This window comes from Kribbella sp. NPDC051770 (genome assembly GCF_040681455.1).
GTDB lineage: Bacteria > Actinomycetota > Actinomycetes > Propionibacteriales > Kribbellaceae > Kribbella.
Map to the genome: position 1 here is coordinate 198,762 of NZ_JBFAYT010000011.1, position 17,199 is coordinate 215,960.

Below are 17,199 nucleotides of genomic sequence, written 5' to 3' on the forward strand. Positions count from 1 at the left end.
CGACCCGGCCGCCGCGCCCCGGCCCGTGCACTGTGCGTGATTCCCGTTTGTCAGGAGCTTTGATGTCACAGACCGCCGAGTTGTCGTCCCCTGCCGCGACGACACCTCCGGAGAAGAAGACCGAGTCGCGGTTCGGCCGGTGGCCCTCCACCGCGGTCAGTGCGCTGGTGCTGCTGCTGGCGGTCGCGTTCTTCCTGACCACCGCCGTCCGGGCCGATCTACCTGCCAGCGCAGCAGTTCTGGGCCTGCTGGGACTCGTGGTGACGCAGTTGCTGCCGGGAGTCCTGGTGTGGCGGTGCGTCCGTCCCAACCGGGGCTGGTGGATCGAGGACGTGATGATGGGCCTGGCCGTCGGCTTCATGCTGGCGATCGGGGCGCAGATCGTGGCCGGTCTGCTGCAGTGGCCGTGGCTGTCGGCGACGTTGCCGCTGCTGCTGGCCGTCGTGCTGCTGGCGGTTCCGCGCAGCCGGGCGCGGATCCGGCGGGTGCGGACGAGCAGCCTGCCGCTGTGGTGGATGCCTGCGGTGGCAGCGACCTCGCTGTTCGGCCTGCAGGACCTGCGGCAGTACTACAACCGTGAGCCGCTCGAGTGGGCCAGCGGCTTCCGGGCGCCGTACATCGACGCTTACCTGCACCTGGCGATGTCCGGGCAGCTGCAGCACCGCGGCCCGATCAGCTTCCCCTGGGTCGAGAACGCCCCGATGGCCTACCACTGGTTCAGCCACGCATGGATCGCTCAGGTGGCGACGGTCTCCGGCATCGGTCTGGACGAGGTGCTGTTCCGCTTCATGCCGGCACTGATGCCGCTGGCCATCGTGCTGGTCGTGGCGATCGCCGCGGTTCGGATCACCGGCGTCGCGTGGACCGGTCCGGTCGCCGCCCTGCTGTGCATCGCGGGCTCCGAGCTGAACGTCTTCGGCCTGACCACGCTGGGCTACCCGATGGCTCCACTGTCGCCGAGCCTCGCGCCGTCCGTCCCGCTGCTGATCGCGATCGTGATCCTGCTGGTCTTCCGCTGGCGCAACCAGATGGGCCGCGTCGGCCTGCTGCTGATTCCGCTGCTGGCGCTGACCGCGTCGGGCACCAAGGGCTCGACGATGCCGCTGGTCGTGGCCGGTGTCGGGCTCGCCTTCGTGGTGATGATCCTGTTCGACCGCTCGCGGCTCAAGGGTCTGTTCCTGGACGGCGTACTGACCGCGGGCGCGCTGATCGTCGCGCTGGTCGTGGTGTTCCAGGGTTCGGATTCCGGGCTGCACGTCCAGTTCCACGACGCGGCGATGTCCACCCCGGCGATCACCCGGGTCGGCGCCATCACCACCACCTCGATGGCGTTCTCGTCGCTGGTCGCCGTACTGGCGATCCTCGCGCGCGGTACCGGCCTGCTCTGGCGGCTCAAGACCGCCGAGGGCCGCCGCGACCCGGCGACCTGGCTGCTGCTGGGCGGCGGCTTCGCCGGCGCCGCAGCGGTCGCGGTCTTCAGCCACCCGGGCGCCAGTCAGTACTACTTCGCCCGTACGGCGGGCCCGCTGCTCGCGATCGGCTCCGCGGTCGGTCTGGTCACCATGGTCCGCGAGCTGCAGAGCCGCTGGTGGCGCGCGGTGCTGATCGGCCTGGCCTTCGGCCCGTTCTTCGTCCTGCTGCCGATCTGGACGATCGGGCTGATCCAGCCCAACCACGGCGGCCTGATCCACATGACCAAGATGATCGTGGTCGCCCTGGCCGTGCTCGTCGCGGCCGGCGCGGTCGCCTGGTTCCTCACCCCGCGGATGCGGTTCACCGCGTTCTTCGCCGCGATCACGGTCGCGATCCTGGCCGGCGGCGTCACGATGGTGACCCGGATCCAGATCGAGGCCACGCCGGTGCTGCCGCTGCGGCCGGTGAAGTCGACGGCGTACCTGGCGGTCGGCACCGAGCAGATCGCCGCGGCCCGGTTCATCCGCGACCACTCCGACGTGAACGACGTGGTGATGACGAACCGGCACTGCACGACGCCGATCGAGCCGAAGAAGTGCGACAGCCGGCGGTTCGTGGTCGGCGCGTTCTCCGAGCGGCAGATGCTGGTCGAGGCCTGGACGCCGACCGTCGAGGCGAACAAGCGCGGCCCCGAGGGCCGCGACTCGATCACCGTCGACTACTGGAAGCCTGAGATCCTGCAGCTGAACGACAGTTTCGTCGCCCAGCCGGACGCGGCCAAGGCCCAGCAGCTCAAGGACCTCGGCGTCCGCTGGATCTACGTCGAGTTCACCCGACCGCACGCGGACACGCTCGAGCCGTTCGCCAAGGAGCGCTACCGCAACGGCAGTGCCGCCGTCTACGAGTTCACCGAGGCAGGATGATGACCGGACCGACCCTGACCGAGACCAGCATCCCGGGGCTGCTGCACGTCGAGCTGCAGGTCTTCGACGACGGCCGCGGCTGGTTCAAGGAGAGCTTCCAGGCCGAGAAGCTGGAGAAGCTCGGCCTGCCGCACCTCGAGGTAGTGCAGAACAACGTCTCCTTCAACGCCGAGGTCGGTGTCACCCGCGGGATCCACGCCGAGCCGTGGGACAAGTACATCTCCCCGGCGTACGGGAAGGTGTTCACCGCGATCGTCGACCTGCGCGAGGGCCCCGGCTTCGGCCGGCTGGAGACCTTCGAGCTGACGCCGCGGCAGGGCCTGTACGTCCCGCGCGGCTGCGGCAACTCGTTCTGCACGCTGGAGCCGAACACGGTCTACAACTACCTGGTCAACGCACACTGGTCGCCGGACGCCAAGTACACGCTGGTGAACCTGTTCGACCCGCAGCTGGACGTGCAGTGGCCGCTGCCGAAGGATCAGCTGATCTACAGCGAGAAGGACGCCGGGCACCCGATGCTGGAGACCGTCGAACCGATCCGCGTGGACTGGGATCTCGTATGACGATCCTGATCACCGGGGCCGGCGGCCAGCTCGGGAAGGCGCTGGCACACCAGTTGCCTGAGGCAACGGCGGTGACGTCGGCCGAGCTGGACATCACGTCGCGTGAGGCGCTGGACGCGTTCGACTGGTCCGGGATCACCGCGATCGTGAACGCCGCGGCGTGGACCGCGGTCGACAAGGCCGAGGACGCCGAGAGCACGCTGGCCGCCTGGAACGTGAACGCCAACGGGGTCGCGAACCTGGCCTGGGAGGCGCGCCGGCTGGACGTCCCGCTGGTGCATGTCAGCACCGACTACGTGTTCGGCGACGGCGAGGGGTTCCTGGCCGCCGAGCACCGGATCGACCCGCAGGGCGTCTACGGGATCACCAAGGCCGCCGGGGAGCTGGCGGCGCGGCTGAGCCCGGCGTACTACGTGGTGCGGACCAGCTGGGTCTTCGGGGACGGGCCGAACTTCGTGAAGACGATGCTGCGGCTCGGCGCCGACCGCGACGAGCTGACCGTGGTCGACGACCAGTACGGGCGGCCGACGTACACGGTGGACCTGGCGGCGGCGCTGGTCGCGCTGCTGGACAGCGGTGCGCCGTCCGGCACGTATCACGCGACCGGCGCGGGTGACGTGGTCTCCTGGGCCGACTTCGCCGCGGCGATCCTCGAAGGCAGCTCCTGCAAGGTGCGGCCGATCAGCTCCGAGGAGTACGCCCAGGGCAAGACGATCGCGCCGCGGCCGTCGAACAGCGCACTCGACCTGTCCGCGCTGGAGTCGGCCGGGATCACCATGCGCGACTGGCGCGAAGCCCTGGCCGATTACCTGAAGACGCTCTAAGCCTGGGGCTTGATCCCCGCGAGCACGATGTCGAGCATCCGCTCGGCCTGCTCCGGCTCGATCCCGGGCAGCGACGAGATGCTGCCGATCAGCCGCATCACGTCCATCAGCTCCAGGTCGGCGCGGACCGCGCCGGCCGCCTTGGCGGTGTCGATCAGCAGGCCGCCGGCGTCCTTCACGTTCATCTTGCAGGCCTTGAAGAACTCCGAGTCCTTGCCCAGGGCGCTGGTCAGCTCGTGGGCCAGGCTCTTCTTCGACACGTTGTAGCCGACGAAGCTGCGCATCCAGGAGGCCAGCGCCTCGAACGGCGCGAGCTGCTCGTGGAACCCGTACGCCCGGTCGCAGACCGACTGGATCTCGTCGACGTAGACCGCCTCGAGCAGGGCGCACCGGTTCGGGAAGCGCCGGTAGAGCGTCCCGATCCCGACACCGGCCCGGCGGGCGATCTCCTCCAGCGAGGTGTCGGTGCCGGTCTCGGCGAACGCCTCGCGGGCGGCCGCGACCAGCAGGTCGTAGTTGCGCCGGGCGTCGGCCCGGGTCGGGCGCAGGTCGGGCAGCGGGGGGCGCTGCTGCGCGGACGTGCTCATCCGACCTCCTCGGATCTCGGCGTGGAAAAGCCCTTGAAAAACCGGAGGCGCCCTCCGTATCGTATCCGGAGGAACACTCCACTTTCTTCGGAACCAACTCTAGCCCCTCCGGGGTAAGGAGCAAGAGCTCTTCATGTCAGCGACCTCTGCCGCACCCGCCAGACGACCCGGTGTCGTCCTGGCGGTGATCGTGATCACCCAGCTGATGGTGATCCTCGACGGCACCGTGGTGAACATCGCGATGCCCAAGATCCAGACCGCCCTCGACTTCAGCCCGGCCAACCTGTCCTGGGTGCAGAACGCCTACGCGCTCGCCTTCGGCGGCCTGCTGCTGCTCGGCGCCCGGGCCGGCGACCTGCTCGGCCGCCGCCGGGTCTTCATCACCGGCGTCAGCGTCTTCACCCTCGCCTCCGCCCTCGGCGGACTGGCCCCGACCGCCGAGCTGCTGCTCGCCGCCCGGGTCCTGCAGGGCATCGGCGGCGCGATCGCCGCGCCGGCCGCGCTCACCCTGCTGATGCTCACCTTCAAGGAAGGGCCGGAGCGGATGAAGGCGCTCGGCCTCTACAGCCTGGTCTCCTCCGGCGGCGCCAGCATCGGCCTGGTCGTCGGCGGCATGCTGACCGACTGGGTGTCGTGGCGCTGGGGCCTGTTCATCAACATCCCGATCGGAATCGCGCTGGTGATCGTGGCCCGCCGCGTCCTGACCGAGACGCCGCGCGAGCCGGGCCGCTTCGACGTGGCCGGCGCGCTCACCTCGACGGTCGGCATCACCGCGCTGGTCTTCGGGTTCATCCGGGTCGCCGAGAAGGGCTGGAGCTCGCCCGAGGTGCTCGCGTCGTTCGCGGCCGGGGTCGCGCTGCTGGTCGTCTTCGTGCTGGTCGAGCGCCGGGTCAGCCACCCGATCGTGCCGCTGCGGATGTTCCGGAACGCCGACCGGGTGGCGTCGTACCTGACGATGCTGCTGGTGGTCGGGACGATGTTCGGGATGTTCTTCTTCCTCACCCAGTACCTGCAGGGGGTGCTGAAGTTCAGCCCGCTGGCCGCCGGGCTCGCGTTCCTGCCGATGACCGGGCTGCTGTTCGCGTCGTCGCGGATCGTGCCGCGGCTGACCGGCCGGATCGACAACGGGCTGATGATGATCGCCGGTGCGGTCTCGGTGACGGCCGGCATGCTCTGGCTGACCCGGATCACCATCGACAGCAGCTACCTGGGCGGTGTGGTCGGGCCGCTGATCCTGTTCGGCGCCGGCGCCGGGCTGATCTTCATCCCGCTGACCGGGCGCGCGCTGTCCGGCGTACCGGCGGAGGATGCGGGCGCCGCCTCGGGCCTGCTCAACGTACTGCAGCAGGTCGGCGGCGCGCTGGGCCTCGGCATCCTGGTCACCGTCTTCGGTACGGCGAGCCGCAACGCGACCCCGTCGACGACGAACCCGGCCGACGCGGCCCGCGAGATCCTCACCGACGGCGTGCACGCCGCGTTCATCGGCTCGGCGGTGTACGCCGCGCTGACGCTGCTGGTGATCGTCCTCGGCGTGCGGCCGTGGACCCGTCGCCGCAGCACGCGGCCCGGCACCGCGACCGAACCGGCTGCGGTAGAGCCGGTCGCGGTGGACTCGCACTTCTGACGGACGCCCACCACCCACTAACCTGCGCCGCGGACTGCGTGCCCCGCCTGCGGCGGCCTACAAACAGGCCGCCGCAGGAGGTTAGTGGGTGGTGGACGTTCACCCCAGCGGAAGCCGGTGGGTGATCCAGGTGTTCTTGGTCGTGTACCCGAGCCGCTCGTACAGCCCGAGCGCGCCGGTCGGGTTCTCCGCGTCGACGCCGAGCGACGCCCGCTGGAACCCGTCCGCAGCGGCCTCGGCCATCACCTTGGCCAGCGCCACCGCGGCCAGCCCGCGGCCCCGGTGCGACCGCTTGGTGCCGACCTGGCCGACGTACACCTCGCGGATCCCGGTCGCCTCGGTGTCGGCGACGTACTCGTAGCCGAGCGTGTAGGCGACCACCTCGTCACCGTCCATCACCAGGTACGCGAGCGCCGGCCGGAAGGCGCGGGAGCCGGTGAACCAGGTCTTCCAGCTCTCCGGGCTCTTCGGCGAGGACCCCCAGTGGTCCATGAACACCTCGTTGTGCGCCACCCGCAACGTCTCGTCGTACGCCGGGCTGAAGGCGACCAGCCGCAACCCCTCCGGCACCGGCGGCACCTCGACCGGCTTGGCCAGATCGCGCTCCATCGAGAAGAAGTACCGGCAGCGCTCGAAGCCGAAGCCGGTCAGCAGGTCGAGCGCGCTGGTGTTCGTCTCGATCGCGCCGGTGTTGATCTCGCCCACGGCGCCCGGCTGCCGCTCCTGGTGTAGCTCGGCGGCCCGGCGGTTCAGCCACGGCACCAGCACGCTGCCGATCCCGCGCCCACGCCACTCCGGGTGCACGGTCCCCTCGGTGCGGACGCGGTGCACGTCGACCACCTCGTCCGGCGCCCGGACGACGCCGTACGCAACCATCTGCTCGCCGGACCAGACACCGATCGAGTCGCGCGCCGCGTCCAGGCTCGGGTCGGCCAGCTCCTCGAGCAGGTCGTCGGCGTTGTAGTTCTCCCCCTCGGCGTCCACCTTCTCCTTGGCCGCCAGCAGCTCGGCCCACGCGGCCGCGTCGTCCTTCTCGATCGGCCGGGCCTCGAGCCCGGCCGGCCACCCCTCGTCGTTACCCATGTCCCGAAGGTAGAGGCGGTGCCGGTGCCGCAGCACCTCAATTACCGGTCAACCCCGTGGTGGCTGCCTTGACCCCCCTATAGCTCTTGAGCAATGCTCGACGAATGGATCACGGAATGTCGGCGGAGGACCGCAAGAAGCAACTGGTCCGGATCGGCCTGATGATGCTGCGCGAGCAGCCGATCCACGAGCTGTCGATCGACGCGATCGTGAGCGAGGCCGGGATCTCCCGCAGCCTGCTCTTCCAGTACTTCCCGAGCAAGCACGACTACTACCTGGCCGTGATCTCGGCGGCCGGCCGCCGGCTGCTGCGGCTGACCAAGCCGGACGCCTCCCGCCCGCGCGACGAGCAGCTGCGCGAGATGCTGCTGGCCTTCGTCGCGTTCATCACCCGCCGCCGGCGCGCCTACATCTCGTTCGTCCGCGGTGCCGCCGGCGGTGACGACTACGCCGTCGAGGTGTACGCGCAGACCCGCGACACGATGGCCGAGCGGGTGCTGGCGCTGCTCGACGTCCCCGAGGCCGACCGCGAGCCGGCCGCGCAGGAGCGGATGCGGGTGCACGCCTGGTTCGCGTACGTCGAGGACCTGGCGATCGAGTGGTCCGGGCTGCCCGAGGGCGAGCGCCGGATCACCGACCAGGATCTGGTCGCGCACTCGATCGAGGCGCTGCAGACCCTCCGCAAGCTCTGAGCGCTCACATCGCGTCGGGCGCTGTCATGCCCAGCAGGGCCAGACCGTCGTGCAGTACGCCGCGCGTCGCGGCGCACAGCGCCAGCCGGCTGCTGCGGGTCTCGCCCTCGCTGGTGAGGACCGGGCAGGACTCGTAGAACGCCGACAACGCTGTCGCCACGTCGTACAGGTAGGTGCAGAGCCGGTGCGGCTGCAGGGTCTCGGCCACCTGCTGGACGGCGTCGTCGAACCCGGTGAGCAGCAGAGCCAGCCGCTGCTCGGCGGGCTCGGTCAGTGTGGTGACCTTGTCTGCTCTGTGACCGGCCTTGGTGAGCAGTCTCGTCAGCCGGGCATGCGCGTACTGCAGGTACGGGCCGGTGTTGCCGGTCATCGCGACCATCCGGTCCAGGTCGAAGACGTAGTCGTTGGTCCGGTCGCTGGACAGGTCGGCGTACTTCACCGCGCCGATCCCGACCGCCCGGGCCACGGCGTCCCGGTCGATGCCGTCCCGGTCGGCGAGTAGCGTGGCGGCCTTGGCGACGGCGGCGTCGAGCAGGGAGACCAGGTAGACCGTGCCGCCGTCCCGGGTCTTGAACGGCTTGCCGTCCGGGCCGAGCACGGTGCCGAACGCGACGTGCTCGGCCGTTGTTGTGTCAGGCAACCAGTGGGCGGCCCGGGCGAGCGCGAAGATCTGCTGGAAGTGCAGCGACTGCCGGTGGTCCACGACGTACACGATCCGGTCGGCGTGCAGGTCCCGGACCCGGTGCCGTACGGCGGCCAGGTCGGTCGCGCTGTAGCCGAAGCCGCCGTCGGACTTCCGCACGATCACCGGCAACGGAGTCCCGTCGCGCCCGGTGAACCCGTCGAGGAACGCGCACTGGGCACCGTCGGACTCGGTGAGCAGCCCGGCCTGCTGCAGGTCGTCGACCACTCCCGGCAGCGCGTCGTTGTACGCGCTCTCGCCGACCACGTCGTCGTGCGTCAGCGGTGAGCCGAGCAGCGTGTAGACCCGGTCGAACTCGGTCAGCGAGATGTCCACCAGCTGTTGCCAGATGCCCCTGGTCTCGGGGTCGCCGGACTGCAGCAGCACAACCCGCCGCCGGGCCAGGTCGGCGAACGCCGGGTCGCTGTCGAAGTGTCTCCGCGACCGCTGGTAGAGCAGCTGCATCTCGTCCAGGTCGAGCTCCTCGACCGGAGCCTGCTCGTCGAGGAGCTGCTCGACCATCATCCCGAACTGGGTGCCCCAGTCGCCGACGTGGTTCTGCCGGACGACGTCGTACCCGGCGTAGGTCAGCACGTTGCAGAGGGCGTCGCCGATCACCGTCGAGCGGAGGTGCCCGACGTGCATCTGCTTGGCGACGTTGGGCTGCGAGTAGTCGACGACGACCCGCTTGCCGCTGCCCGGCTCACTCTTCTCGAGGTCGTTGACTCCTGCAGCCAATGTCTCCGGCAACAACGTGATGTTGACGAATCCCGGCCTTGCGATCTCAAGTCGGCCCAGGTCGCTCACGTCCACCTGTGCGACCAGCTGCTCGGCGATCTCTCGCGGAGACCGCTGCAGCTGCTTCGCCAACCGCAACGCCAAACTCGTCTGAAAGTGCCCGAACTCAGGCTTGGTCGCGGCCCGCAGCTCGGGATCGACACTCACCCCGAACGCAGCGAAGGCCGCAGCAGACAGCCGCGCAGACAGAACAGAGACGACAACAGACACGAGACATCCTTGGAGAAACGAGGCACCGGAACAGGACTGAGGTGTTCAGACAGTGCGTCGTCGTCGCAGGCCGAGGCGACCGCGCGCGGTCACCGGGCTCGTCGACATGTCGCCCAGTATGCCCTACGCCCGGTACGCCGAGGGAGCGGGTTTCCGTTCGCCCAGCGGCACGATCGCCGGCAGCTCGGTCTCCCCGAGGAACACCCGCCGCACCACCCGCTCGGCGGCCAGCCCGTCGTCGTACTCGCAGAACCGCTCCCGGAACAGCTGCCGGTGCTTGGCCGCCTCGGCCGCCGCGAACCGCCCGGTCTGCAGCGCCGAGAACAGCTCGTCGGCCGAGCGCGCGACCAGCCCCGGCGGGAACTCGGTGATGTCGAAGTAGGTCCCGCGGGTGTTGTCGTAGAAGTCGAGGTCGTCGACCAGCAGCACGATCGGCCGGTCCAGGTTCGCGTAGTCGAAGCTGATCGACGAGTAGTCCGAGATCAGGACGTCGGCCGCGAGCATCAGGTCCTCGACCCGCGGGTGCTCGGACACGTCGACGACCCGGTCGGAGTGCGTCGCGGGCGCGCCCTTGGCCAGCGAGTAGTGGGTCCGGACCAGCACCCGCCCGTTCTCCCCGGCGGCCGCCGCCAGCCGGTTGAGGTCGACGTGGATGCCGTCGCCGCCGAGGTCGATCAGGCCGGACGGCGTACGGACCGCGTCCTTGGCGTCGCGCCAGGTCGGGGCGTACAGGACGACCAGGTTCGAGTCGTCGAAGCCGAACCCGGCGCGGATCGCCCGGACCTCGTCGAGGGTCGCGGTGAGCAGCCGGTCGTTGCGCGGGAAGCCGGTCTCCAGCTCCTCGAAATGCGCCGGGTAGGTGCGCTCCCAGATCTCCGAGGAGTACCGGTTCGAGGAGATGTTGAAGTCCCAGCGGTCGACCTGGCGCATCAGCTCGTCCAGGTCGAGGTCCTGGGCCGCCCGCGGGTAGTGCCGCAGATCGGTGCCCATCGTCTTCAGCGGCGTCCCGTGCTGGGTCTGCACGTGGACCTGCCCGTCGCGCTTGTCCAGCTCCTTCGGCAGGTTCATGTTGCTGACGAAGTACTTGGCCCGGTGCACCAGCTTCTCGTACGCCGGGGAGCCGGCCACCACGTACTCGACCCCCTCCGGGATCGCCTGCACGTGGTCCGCGTCGATCGCCCAGACCCCGCGCAGCTGGGGGACCAGCTCGGCGGCCTTCTCGTAGATCGCCCGCGGGCTGCAGGCGAACTGCTTGAACCAGTAGGCGCCGTACAGGGCCAGGTTCGGGTCCGGGTCGCCGCGGTGCAGGAGCTTGCCGACCGCCTTGCGCGGGCTCGGCACGTGCAGCATCTTGCCGGTCACCTTGAGCGTCGAGTACGTCGCGTAGTCGTCGTGGATCAGCATCCAGCGCTTGAACCCGCGGCTGGTCCGGTCGGCGGCGTACCCGTCGGGCTTCCAGCGCTTGGCGAAGGCGTGCGCGGTGTGGAAGAACTCGGCCCGGTCCTCCGGATCGAGGCGCTCCGGCTTGGCCAGCACGGCCAGGATGTGGTCCAGCGACCGGTCGAACGCGAACTTGCGCCAGCCGGCCAGCTCCGGGTCGGAGGTGATGAACGCGTGCACCCGGTCGTACTGGTCGAAGATGTCGAACTGGCGGCGGGTCCGGGTGCCGTGGATGTTGCCGCCGGTGCGGTGCTGGCGGTAGTGCACGACGACCCGGTCCAGGGTGGCGATCCGCTCGGCGACCAGCATCGTCGAGTAGGTCCAGGGCGCGTCCTCGTAGTACCCGGCGGTGAAGGCCAGGCCGTGCAGGGTGAGGAAGTCGCGGCGGTAGGCCTTGTTCCAGACCAGCTCGAGGAAGGTCAGGAAGACCGGGCGTTCGGCGGCGGTGAAGACGCCCTCGCCCTCGCGGGCGAACGCGTCGTGGCGCTGGTTGCGGACCACGCGGCCGTCCCAGAAGATCCGCTCGTAGTCGAAGATCAGCAGGTCCGGGCGGTCGGTGGCGTCGATCCGCTCGGCCAGCGCCTGCAGCGAGCCCGGGGTGTAGAGGTCGTCGGCGTCCAGGAAGAGCACGTAGTCGCCGCGGCACTCCTTCATGCCGGCGTTCCGGGTCGGGCCGAGCCCGATGTCCTCGGTCAGCGTGACCACCCGCACCCGCGGGTCCGCGGCGGCGTACTCGGCCAGGATCCGGCCGGTGCCGTCGGAGCTGGCACCGTCCACCCCGATCACCTCGAAGTCGGTGAACGACTGCCCGAGCACCGAGTCCAGGCACGGCCGCAACCACGGCCGCACGTTGTGGCACGGAACCACGATGCTGAACCGGGGAGCGGAGTCGGTGCTGCTGGCCATGGGACGCCATCCTAGGGTCTAGTCCATGACGGTAGATGTGTTCGCGCCGCTGGCTGCGTTGGAAGGTGTCGGGTCGGCTGCCCGGGCGGCCCGGGACGCGGTCGACGTGCTGCTCCGGGACCGTGGGCTGCGGCGGGTCGGGTCGGACGTGACGGCCGAGGCGCTGCTCCAGGGAGCGTGGGCCTCCGCGTCGCTCGCCGGTAGTCCGTCGACGCTGGAGGAGGTACGCCGGGGAGACGGCGACCCGCTGGCCGCCGGTGCGGTGCGGATGACCGGCGAACTGATGGCGCTGGCACCGCAGGCGGACACCGCGCCGATCCAGGTCTGGACCAGACTGCACCAGTTGGCGGCGGCCGAGCTCGGCCCGGCAGACCAGTTGGGCCACCTGCGGACCAGTCGCGAGCCGCTGCCCGACGACATCCCCGGCCTGCCGCCGGCGCCGCCCGCCGACGAGATGTGGGAGCGGCTGAGCGGCCTGGCCAAGGCGCTGACCACCCCGACCACCGCGCCGGGCCTGGTCGTCGCGGCCGTTGTGCACGCCGAGCTGGCCGTGCTGCGGCCGTTCCCGACCGCGAACGGGCTGGTCGCCCGGGCCGCCGAGCGCTGCCTGTTAGTTGCCCGAGGCATCGATCAGGTCGCGGTCACGGTACCCGAGACCGGGCACCTCGAGCTCGGGGCGTCGTACCCGGGTGGTCTGACCGACTACGCCGTACGCGGAGTGACCGGGGTGCAGAGCTGGTTGCTGCGCGAGTGCGAGGTGATCGCGCTGGCCGCGGAACGTTCACCGCTCAACATCCCAAGCCGGTAAGGGTTTTCGGCCCGGACGCGCGAACGGCGCCCTCTCGCGAGGGCGCCGTCGCTGGCACGTCATTCTGGTTACCAGGCGTGCACCTTGTCTGCCGCCACAGGATCGAGCCTGGGTCGAGCTGCCCGGTTGGGATGGGCTGGTCGCCGCGTGGGTACCTGACTGCCGTGCAATTTTCTCTACCGGGACCGGGGTCCCTTTGCTGATTCCTTTGTACTCCCCAAACCCCTGTGGGGGAAGAGTTTGGGGCGCCTTGATCAAGTTGAGAAAGTTGGCGTGACGTTCATTTCCCGGCCTCGCGGGAGCGCCGGCGGGCGGCGTACAGGAGGGCTCCGGCGGCCAGCCCGGCGCCGATCGCGGTCGCCGCGAGGGCCGGGCGGCGGGCCCGGTGGAGCCGACTGGTCCGCTCGGCGAGAGCCACTGGTTCGCTGAAGTCGAGGACCGGCCAGTCGCGTTCGGCCGCCAGCCGGCGCAGCGCCTTGTCGGGGTTGACCGCGAACGGGTGACCGACCGCGGCCAGCATCGGCTCGTCGGTGATCGAGTCGGAGTAGGCGTAGGAACCCTGCAGGTCATAGCCTTTCGCGGCGGCCAGCGCGGTGATCGCGGTCGCCTTGTGCGGGCCGTAGACGTAGTCCTCGATCTCGCCGGTGTACTTGCCATCGGCAACTACCATCCGGGTGGCGATCACCTGGTCGGCGCCGAGCAGCTCGCCGATCGGCTCGACCACCTCGGCGCCGGACGAGGACACGATCACCACGTCCCGGCCGGCCGCGTGGTGCTGCTCGATCAGCGTCACCGCCTCGTCGTACACGATCGGCTCGACGATGTGGTGCAGGGTGTCGGCGACGATCGACTGGACGGTCCGGACGTCCCAGCCTGTGCACATAGCGGACAGGTACTCGCGCATCCGCTCCATCTGGTCGTGGTCCGCGCCGCCGAGCAGGTAGACGAACTGGGCGTAGGTGCTGCGCAGCACGGTCCGCCGGTTGATCAGGCCGCCGGCGTAGAACGGCCGGGAGAAGGCCAGGGTGCTGGAGCGGGCGATGATGGTCTTGTCGAGGTCGAAGAACGCGGCCGGCCGGGGCTCCATACGGCGAGTGTAGGGGGCGTCGCCGACGGTTCCGACCGGATTCTTTCGGGGTCCACACGAAACGCCGGGGTACCCGGCCTTTCGTGTGGCCTGGTCTCCCGTTAGACTGTTGAGCAGTGTGACAGTGACACTGGTTCGGGCACCCTCGGTGAGGGTCTCGGCACCCGGTGGACACCATCTCGGCTGCAACACAACTGAGATGTGTGAAGACCGGCCTCGGGGGGTAGATACTCCCTGACAGTGGCAGACTGTCGCCTCCTGATCGGCCCCCGGCTCCTCCCCCCGAGCCCGTGGCCGAAGACGGCCCCCGGTCACCCCCCCGCCGGGGGCCGTCGCCTTTCTCGGCACAGGTCTCTCTCGACTCTCCGATGCATGATCCGGCCCTTTGGTTGCCGAATTCTGTAAATTCCTCATCTTTTGTGAGCGTGAGAGCGTTTACACATTATGCAGGGTCTTGACATTGTAGTGACGCGGTCACATTTTGTGTCACATGACCCGCTCGCGAAGCCGCCGCCCCCTGGCCGCGATCACCTCAGCCGTCCTGCTCGCCCTCGGTGGCCTGACGCTGGTGCAAGGCACCAGCTCGGCCGCCACCAACCTCGTCACCAACGGGACCTTCGAGACCGGCTCGCTGGCCGGCTGGTCCTGCTCGGCCGGGACCGGAGCCGCCGTCAGCGGCAACGCCCGGACCGGGACCTACGCCCTCCAGGGCACCCCGACGTCCGGTGACACCGCCCGCTGCAGCCAGACCGTCTCGGTCCGGCCCAGCTCCACCTACACGCTGTCCGCCTGGGTGAAGGGCTCGAACGTCTACCTGGGCTCCGACGGTGGAGCCAGCACCTGGACGACCAGCTCGACCTGGTCGCAGCTGACCACGACGTTCACCACCAGCGCGAGCGCGACCACCGCGACGATCTACCTGCACGGCTGGTACGGCGTACCGGCGTACCAGGCGGACGACGTCGTGCTGGACGGCCCGGGCGGGACCGGCCCGCCGCCGGACACCACCGCGCCGTCGACGCCGGGCGGCCTGACCGTCGGCAGCCCGACGTCGAGCTCGCTGCGGCTGAACTGGTCGGCCGCGACGGACGCTTCCGGTATCGACCACTACGAGGTGGTCCGGGGCAGCGAGGCTCCGGTCTCTGTCGGCAACGTGACCACGTGGACCGCGACTGGTCTGGCGCCGAGCACCAGCTACAGCTTCAAGGTCCGCGCCTGCGACCCGTCGGGCAACTGCTCGCCGTACGGCGCCTCGGTGTCGGGGACCACTTCCAGCGGGCCGACCGTGCCGCCGACGTCGCTGCCGAAGCACATCCTCACCGGCTACTGGCAGAACTTCAACAACGGTGCCGCGGCGCAGCGGATCTCCGACGTGCCGGCGGCGTACGACCTGATCGCGGTGGCCTTCGCCGACGCGGACGCCTCCCGGCCGGGCGGCATCACCTTCAACCTGGACAGCGCCGGGCTGAACGGCTACACGGTGGCCCAGTTCAAGGCCGACATCGCCGCGAAGAAGGCGGCCGGCAAGCGGGTCATCCTGTCTGTCGGCGGTGAGCGTGGGACCATCTCGGTCGGCAACGCGACCGCCGCGGCCAACTTCGCCTCGACCGCCCTGTCGGTGCTGCGCGAGTACGGCTTCGACGGGATCGACATCGACCTGGAGAACGGCGTCAACGCCCAGTACATGGGCCAGGCGCTGCGCAGCCTGCAGAGCCAGTTCGGCGCCGGGATGATCATCGCGATGGCGCCGCAGACGATCGACATGCAGTCGCCGCAGTTCGAGTACTTCAAGCTGGCGCTGGCGATCAAGGACATCCTGACCGTGGTCAACGTCCAGTACTACAACTCCGGCGCGATGAACGGCTGCAACGGACAGGTCTACTCGCAGGGCTCGGTGGACTTCATCACCGCCCAGGCCTGCATCATGCTGCAGGGTGGCCTGCGGCCCGACCAGGTCGGACTCGGCCTGCCGGCGTCGAACCGCGGAGCCGGCAGCGGCTACGTGTCGCCGACGATCGTCAACAACGCGCTGGACTGCCTGACCAAGGGCACCAACTGCGGCAGCTTCAAGCCGAGCACCACCTGGCCGACGCTGCGCGGTGCCATGACCTGGTCGACCAACTGGGACGCCACCAACGGCAACCAGTTCTCCAACCAGGTCGGCGCGCACGTCCACTCGCTGCCCTGATGCACAGCTACCGCCCCGCCCCGGTGCTGGAAGCTCTCGGTGTCTGCTCGGAGGACGAGCAGCTCTACCGGGCGCTTCTGGCCCGGCCGGAATCCACGACCCTGCAGCTGGCCGAGGCGACCGGCTGGCCCGCCGCACGGGTCACCCGCCACCTGAGGTCGCTGATCGGCCTCGGCCTGGCGTCCCGTACGCCGGGCCGCCCGGCCCGCTACACGCCTGCCGTCCCGGAGGCGGCAGTCGAGCTGCTGGCGCTCCGGCGGCAGGCGGCGATCGTCGAGGCCCGGGTCGGGGCGTCGGTGCTCACCGCGGAGTTCCGGGCCGCCACTGAGTCCGGTCCGTTCACGGTGATCCGTGGCGCCGAGGCGATCGCGCAGCGGTACTTCCAGGCGCAGCAGAGCGCGCAGACCGAAGTACTGGTGCTCGACAAGCCGCCGTACGCCGTACTGCCGGTGGAGCCGCGCCGGGCGTTCGGTGTGGGCTACCGGATGGTCTACGACATGGCCGCACTGGTCGACCCGGCGTCGCTGACTGCGGCCCGGTCGGCCGGGACCTCGTTCCGGATGCTGCGCGACGTGCCGCTGAAGCTGTTGGTGGCGGACGGGCGTACTGGGCTGCTGCACACTGGCGCCGACGTACTGGTCGAGTTGGGGCCGTCGTCGTTGCTGGATGGGTTGCTGAGGCTGTTCGAGCTGTTGTGGCAGCAGGCGACTCCGTTGATCTACGAGCCGTCTGATGGGCCGCTGTCGGCTGAGGACCAGCAGCTGCTGGCGCTGGCTGCTGCTGGGCTGACCGATCAGGCGATCGCTCGGCGGTTGGGTGTCGCCCAGCGGACGGTCGAGCGGAGGATGCAGCGGATCCTGAAGGCTCTGGATGCGACGACTCGCTTCCAGGCCGGGCTCCGTGCGGGTCAGCGGGGACTGCTTACTCCGTGACGTCGGCGACCGTGGCGTTCAGTGCTTTGGTGAGCGCCTCGGCGTCGACGGTCAGGCCGACGCCGTGGTCGCCGCCGCCGATCGAGATCGTCCCGGTGATCCGCTCGTCGGCGACCACCGGCCAGTCGTGGGTGCTGCCGAGCGGGGTGATCGTGCCGCGGACGTAGCCGGTCACCTCGAGCGCGGTGTCCGCGCTGGGCATCGAGATCCGGTTCACGCCGAGCAGCGTGCGCAGCTTCGGCCAGGCGATCTCACGGTCGCCGGGGACCAGGACGAATCGGTAGTCGTCGTCGGCCAGCCGGACCACGATCGTCTTGATCAGCTTGGCCGGCTCGATCCCGCGGGCGGCCGCGGCCTCCTCGAGTGAGTTCACCCGGCCGTGCCGGGTCTCCTCGTAGGCCAGTCCCAGGGTGTCCGCCGCTTCGGTCGCTCGCGTCAT

General features: G+C 69.8%; 14 protein-coding genes. 8 read left to right on the top strand and 6 right to left on the bottom strand.

Annotated features, from left to right (window positions below):
• The first annotated feature begins 62 nt into the window (after positions 1 to 62).
• Genes AB0M01_RS31270 through rfbD form a run of 3 tightly spaced genes read left to right on the top strand, consistent with a single transcriptional unit; the run spans position 63 to position 3,723 of the window.
• Positions 63 to 2,336 carry a hypothetical protein gene (locus tag AB0M01_RS31270; protein ID WP_363675862.1) on the top strand — a complete coding sequence of 758 codons (2,274 nt, stop codon included), beginning with the start codon at positions 63 to 65 and terminating at the stop codon, positions 2,334 to 2,336.
• A complete protein-coding gene (locus AB0M01_RS31275; protein ID WP_363675864.1) occupies positions 2,336 to 2,899 on the top strand; it encodes a dTDP-4-dehydrorhamnose 3,5-epimerase family protein in 564 nt (187 codons plus the stop codon). Before AB0M01_RS31270 ends, AB0M01_RS31275 begins: the two co-directional genes overlap by 1 nt.
• Entirely contained in the window at positions 2,896 to 3,723 is an 828-nt protein-coding gene (gene rfbD, locus AB0M01_RS31280; protein WP_363675866.1) for a dTDP-4-dehydrorhamnose reductase, read from the top strand. Before AB0M01_RS31275 ends, rfbD begins: the two co-directional genes overlap by 4 nt.
• Here rfbD and AB0M01_RS31285 read toward each other — a convergent pair.
• Complete coding sequence (locus tag AB0M01_RS31285) at positions 3,720 to 4,310, bottom strand: helix-turn-helix domain-containing protein (protein ID WP_363675868.1); 591 nt, start codon at positions 4,308 to 4,310, stop codon at positions 3,720 to 3,722. The two genes, rfbD and AB0M01_RS31285, sit on opposite strands and share 4 nt — an antisense overlap.
• A gap of 133 nt (positions 4,311 to 4,443) precedes the next feature.
• Here AB0M01_RS31285 and AB0M01_RS31290 point away from each other — a divergent pair, with 133 nt between their 5' ends.
• Positions 4,444 to 5,934 carry an MFS transporter gene (locus AB0M01_RS31290; protein WP_363675870.1) on the top strand — a complete coding sequence of 497 codons (1,491 nt, stop codon included), beginning with the start codon at positions 4,444 to 4,446 and terminating at the stop codon, positions 5,932 to 5,934.
• A gap of 99 nt (positions 5,935 to 6,033) precedes the next feature.
• Here AB0M01_RS31290 and AB0M01_RS31295 read toward each other — a convergent pair whose 3' ends face one another.
• The gene (locus tag AB0M01_RS31295) at positions 6,034 to 7,017 is read right to left on the bottom strand and encodes a GNAT family N-acetyltransferase (RefSeq protein WP_363675872.1); all 984 of its coding nucleotides are present in this window, start codon (positions 7,015 to 7,017) and stop codon (positions 6,034 to 6,036) included.
• Between the two features lie 104 nt (positions 7,018 to 7,121).
• Between AB0M01_RS31295 and AB0M01_RS31300 the strand changes: the two genes are divergently transcribed.
• On the top strand, positions 7,122 to 7,709 hold the full coding sequence (locus tag AB0M01_RS31300; protein WP_363675874.1) for a TetR/AcrR family transcriptional regulator: 588 nt from the start codon (positions 7,122 to 7,124) through the stop codon (positions 7,707 to 7,709).
• Between the two features lie 4 nt (positions 7,710 to 7,713).
• Here AB0M01_RS31300 and argS read toward each other — a convergent pair whose 3' ends face one another.
• Positions 7,714 to 9,378: an arginine--tRNA ligase gene (argS, locus tag AB0M01_RS31305; protein ID WP_363676011.1), complete on the bottom strand. Its 1,665-nt coding sequence runs from the start codon at positions 9,376 to 9,378 to the stop codon at positions 7,714 to 7,716.
• Between the two features lie 144 nt (positions 9,379 to 9,522).
• Entirely contained in the window at positions 9,523 to 11,745 is a 2,223-nt protein-coding gene (locus AB0M01_RS31310; RefSeq protein ID WP_363675876.1) for a CDP-glycerol glycerophosphotransferase family protein, read from the bottom strand.
• A gap of 25 nt (positions 11,746 to 11,770) precedes the next feature.
• Between AB0M01_RS31310 and AB0M01_RS31315 the strand changes: the two genes are divergently transcribed.
• Positions 11,771 to 12,553 (top strand): cell filamentation protein Fic, encoded by a 783-nt coding sequence (locus AB0M01_RS31315; protein ID WP_363675878.1) that lies wholly within the window; start codon positions 11,771 to 11,773, stop codon positions 12,551 to 12,553.
• A 280-nt stretch (positions 12,554 to 12,833) separates the two neighbouring features.
• On the opposite strand, the gene AB0M01_RS31320 is transcribed toward AB0M01_RS31315, so the two are convergent.
• A complete protein-coding gene (locus AB0M01_RS31320) occupies positions 12,834 to 13,640 on the bottom strand; it encodes an HAD-IB family hydrolase (RefSeq protein ID WP_363675880.1) in 807 nt (268 codons plus the stop codon).
• A gap of 490 nt (positions 13,641 to 14,130) precedes the next feature.
• Here AB0M01_RS31320 and AB0M01_RS31325 point away from each other — a divergent pair, with 490 nt between their 5' ends.
• Both AB0M01_RS31325 and AB0M01_RS31330 read left to right on the top strand, forming a co-directional pair.
• Complete coding sequence (locus AB0M01_RS31325) at positions 14,131 to 15,828, top strand: glycosyl hydrolase family 18 protein (protein ID WP_363675882.1); 1,698 nt, start codon at positions 14,131 to 14,133, stop codon at positions 15,826 to 15,828.
• Positions 15,828 to 16,760, top strand: a complete 933-nt coding sequence (locus AB0M01_RS31330) for a helix-turn-helix domain-containing protein (protein ID WP_363675884.1) — start codon at positions 15,828 to 15,830, stop codon at positions 16,758 to 16,760. Before AB0M01_RS31325 ends, AB0M01_RS31330 begins: the two co-directional genes overlap by 1 nt.
• Here AB0M01_RS31330 and AB0M01_RS31335 read toward each other — a convergent pair.
• Positions 16,750 to 17,199: a YbaK/EbsC family protein gene (locus AB0M01_RS31335; protein WP_363675886.1), complete on the bottom strand. Its 450-nt coding sequence runs from the start codon at positions 17,197 to 17,199 to the stop codon at positions 16,750 to 16,752. The two genes, AB0M01_RS31330 and AB0M01_RS31335, sit on opposite strands and share 11 nt — an antisense overlap.

Bases quoted from the DNA above. Each gene is read 5' to 3' on its own strand.
- AB0M01_RS31270 (WP_363675862.1), top strand. From the start codon at position 63: ATGTCACAGACCGCCGAGTTGTCGTCCCCTGCCGCGACGACACCTCCG.
- AB0M01_RS31275 (WP_363675864.1), top strand. From the start codon at position 2,336: ATGACCGGACCGACCCTGACCGAGACCAGCATCCCGGGGCTGCTGCAC.
- rfbD (WP_363675866.1), top strand. From the start codon at position 2,896: ATGACGATCCTGATCACCGGGGCCGGCGGCCAGCTCGGGAAGGCGCTG.
- AB0M01_RS31285 (WP_363675868.1), bottom strand. From the start codon at position 4,310: ATGAGCACGTCCGCGCAGCAGCGCCCCCCGCTGCCCGACCTGCGCCCG.
- AB0M01_RS31290 (WP_363675870.1), top strand. From the start codon at position 4,444: ATGTCAGCGACCTCTGCCGCACCCGCCAGACGACCCGGTGTCGTCCTG.
- AB0M01_RS31295 (WP_363675872.1), bottom strand. From the start codon at position 7,017: ATGGGTAACGACGAGGGGTGGCCGGCCGGGCTCGAGGCCCGGCCGATC.
- AB0M01_RS31300 (WP_363675874.1), top strand. From the start codon at position 7,122: ATGGATCACGGAATGTCGGCGGAGGACCGCAAGAAGCAACTGGTCCGG.
- AB0M01_RS31310 (WP_363675876.1), bottom strand. From the start codon at position 11,745: ATGGCCAGCAGCACCGACTCCGCTCCCCGGTTCAGCATCGTGGTTCCG.
- AB0M01_RS31315 (WP_363675878.1), top strand. From the start codon at position 11,771: ATGACGGTAGATGTGTTCGCGCCGCTGGCTGCGTTGGAAGGTGTCGGG.
- AB0M01_RS31320 (WP_363675880.1), bottom strand. From the start codon at position 13,640: ATGGAGCCCCGGCCGGCCGCGTTCTTCGACCTCGACAAGACCATCATC.
- AB0M01_RS31325 (WP_363675882.1), top strand. From the start codon at position 14,131: ATGACCCGCTCGCGAAGCCGCCGCCCCCTGGCCGCGATCACCTCAGCC.
- AB0M01_RS31330 (WP_363675884.1), top strand. From the start codon at position 15,828: ATGCACAGCTACCGCCCCGCCCCGGTGCTGGAAGCTCTCGGTGTCTGC.
- AB0M01_RS31335 (WP_363675886.1), bottom strand. From the start codon at position 17,199: ATGACGCGAGCGACCGAAGCGGCGGACACCCTGGGACTGGCCTACGAG.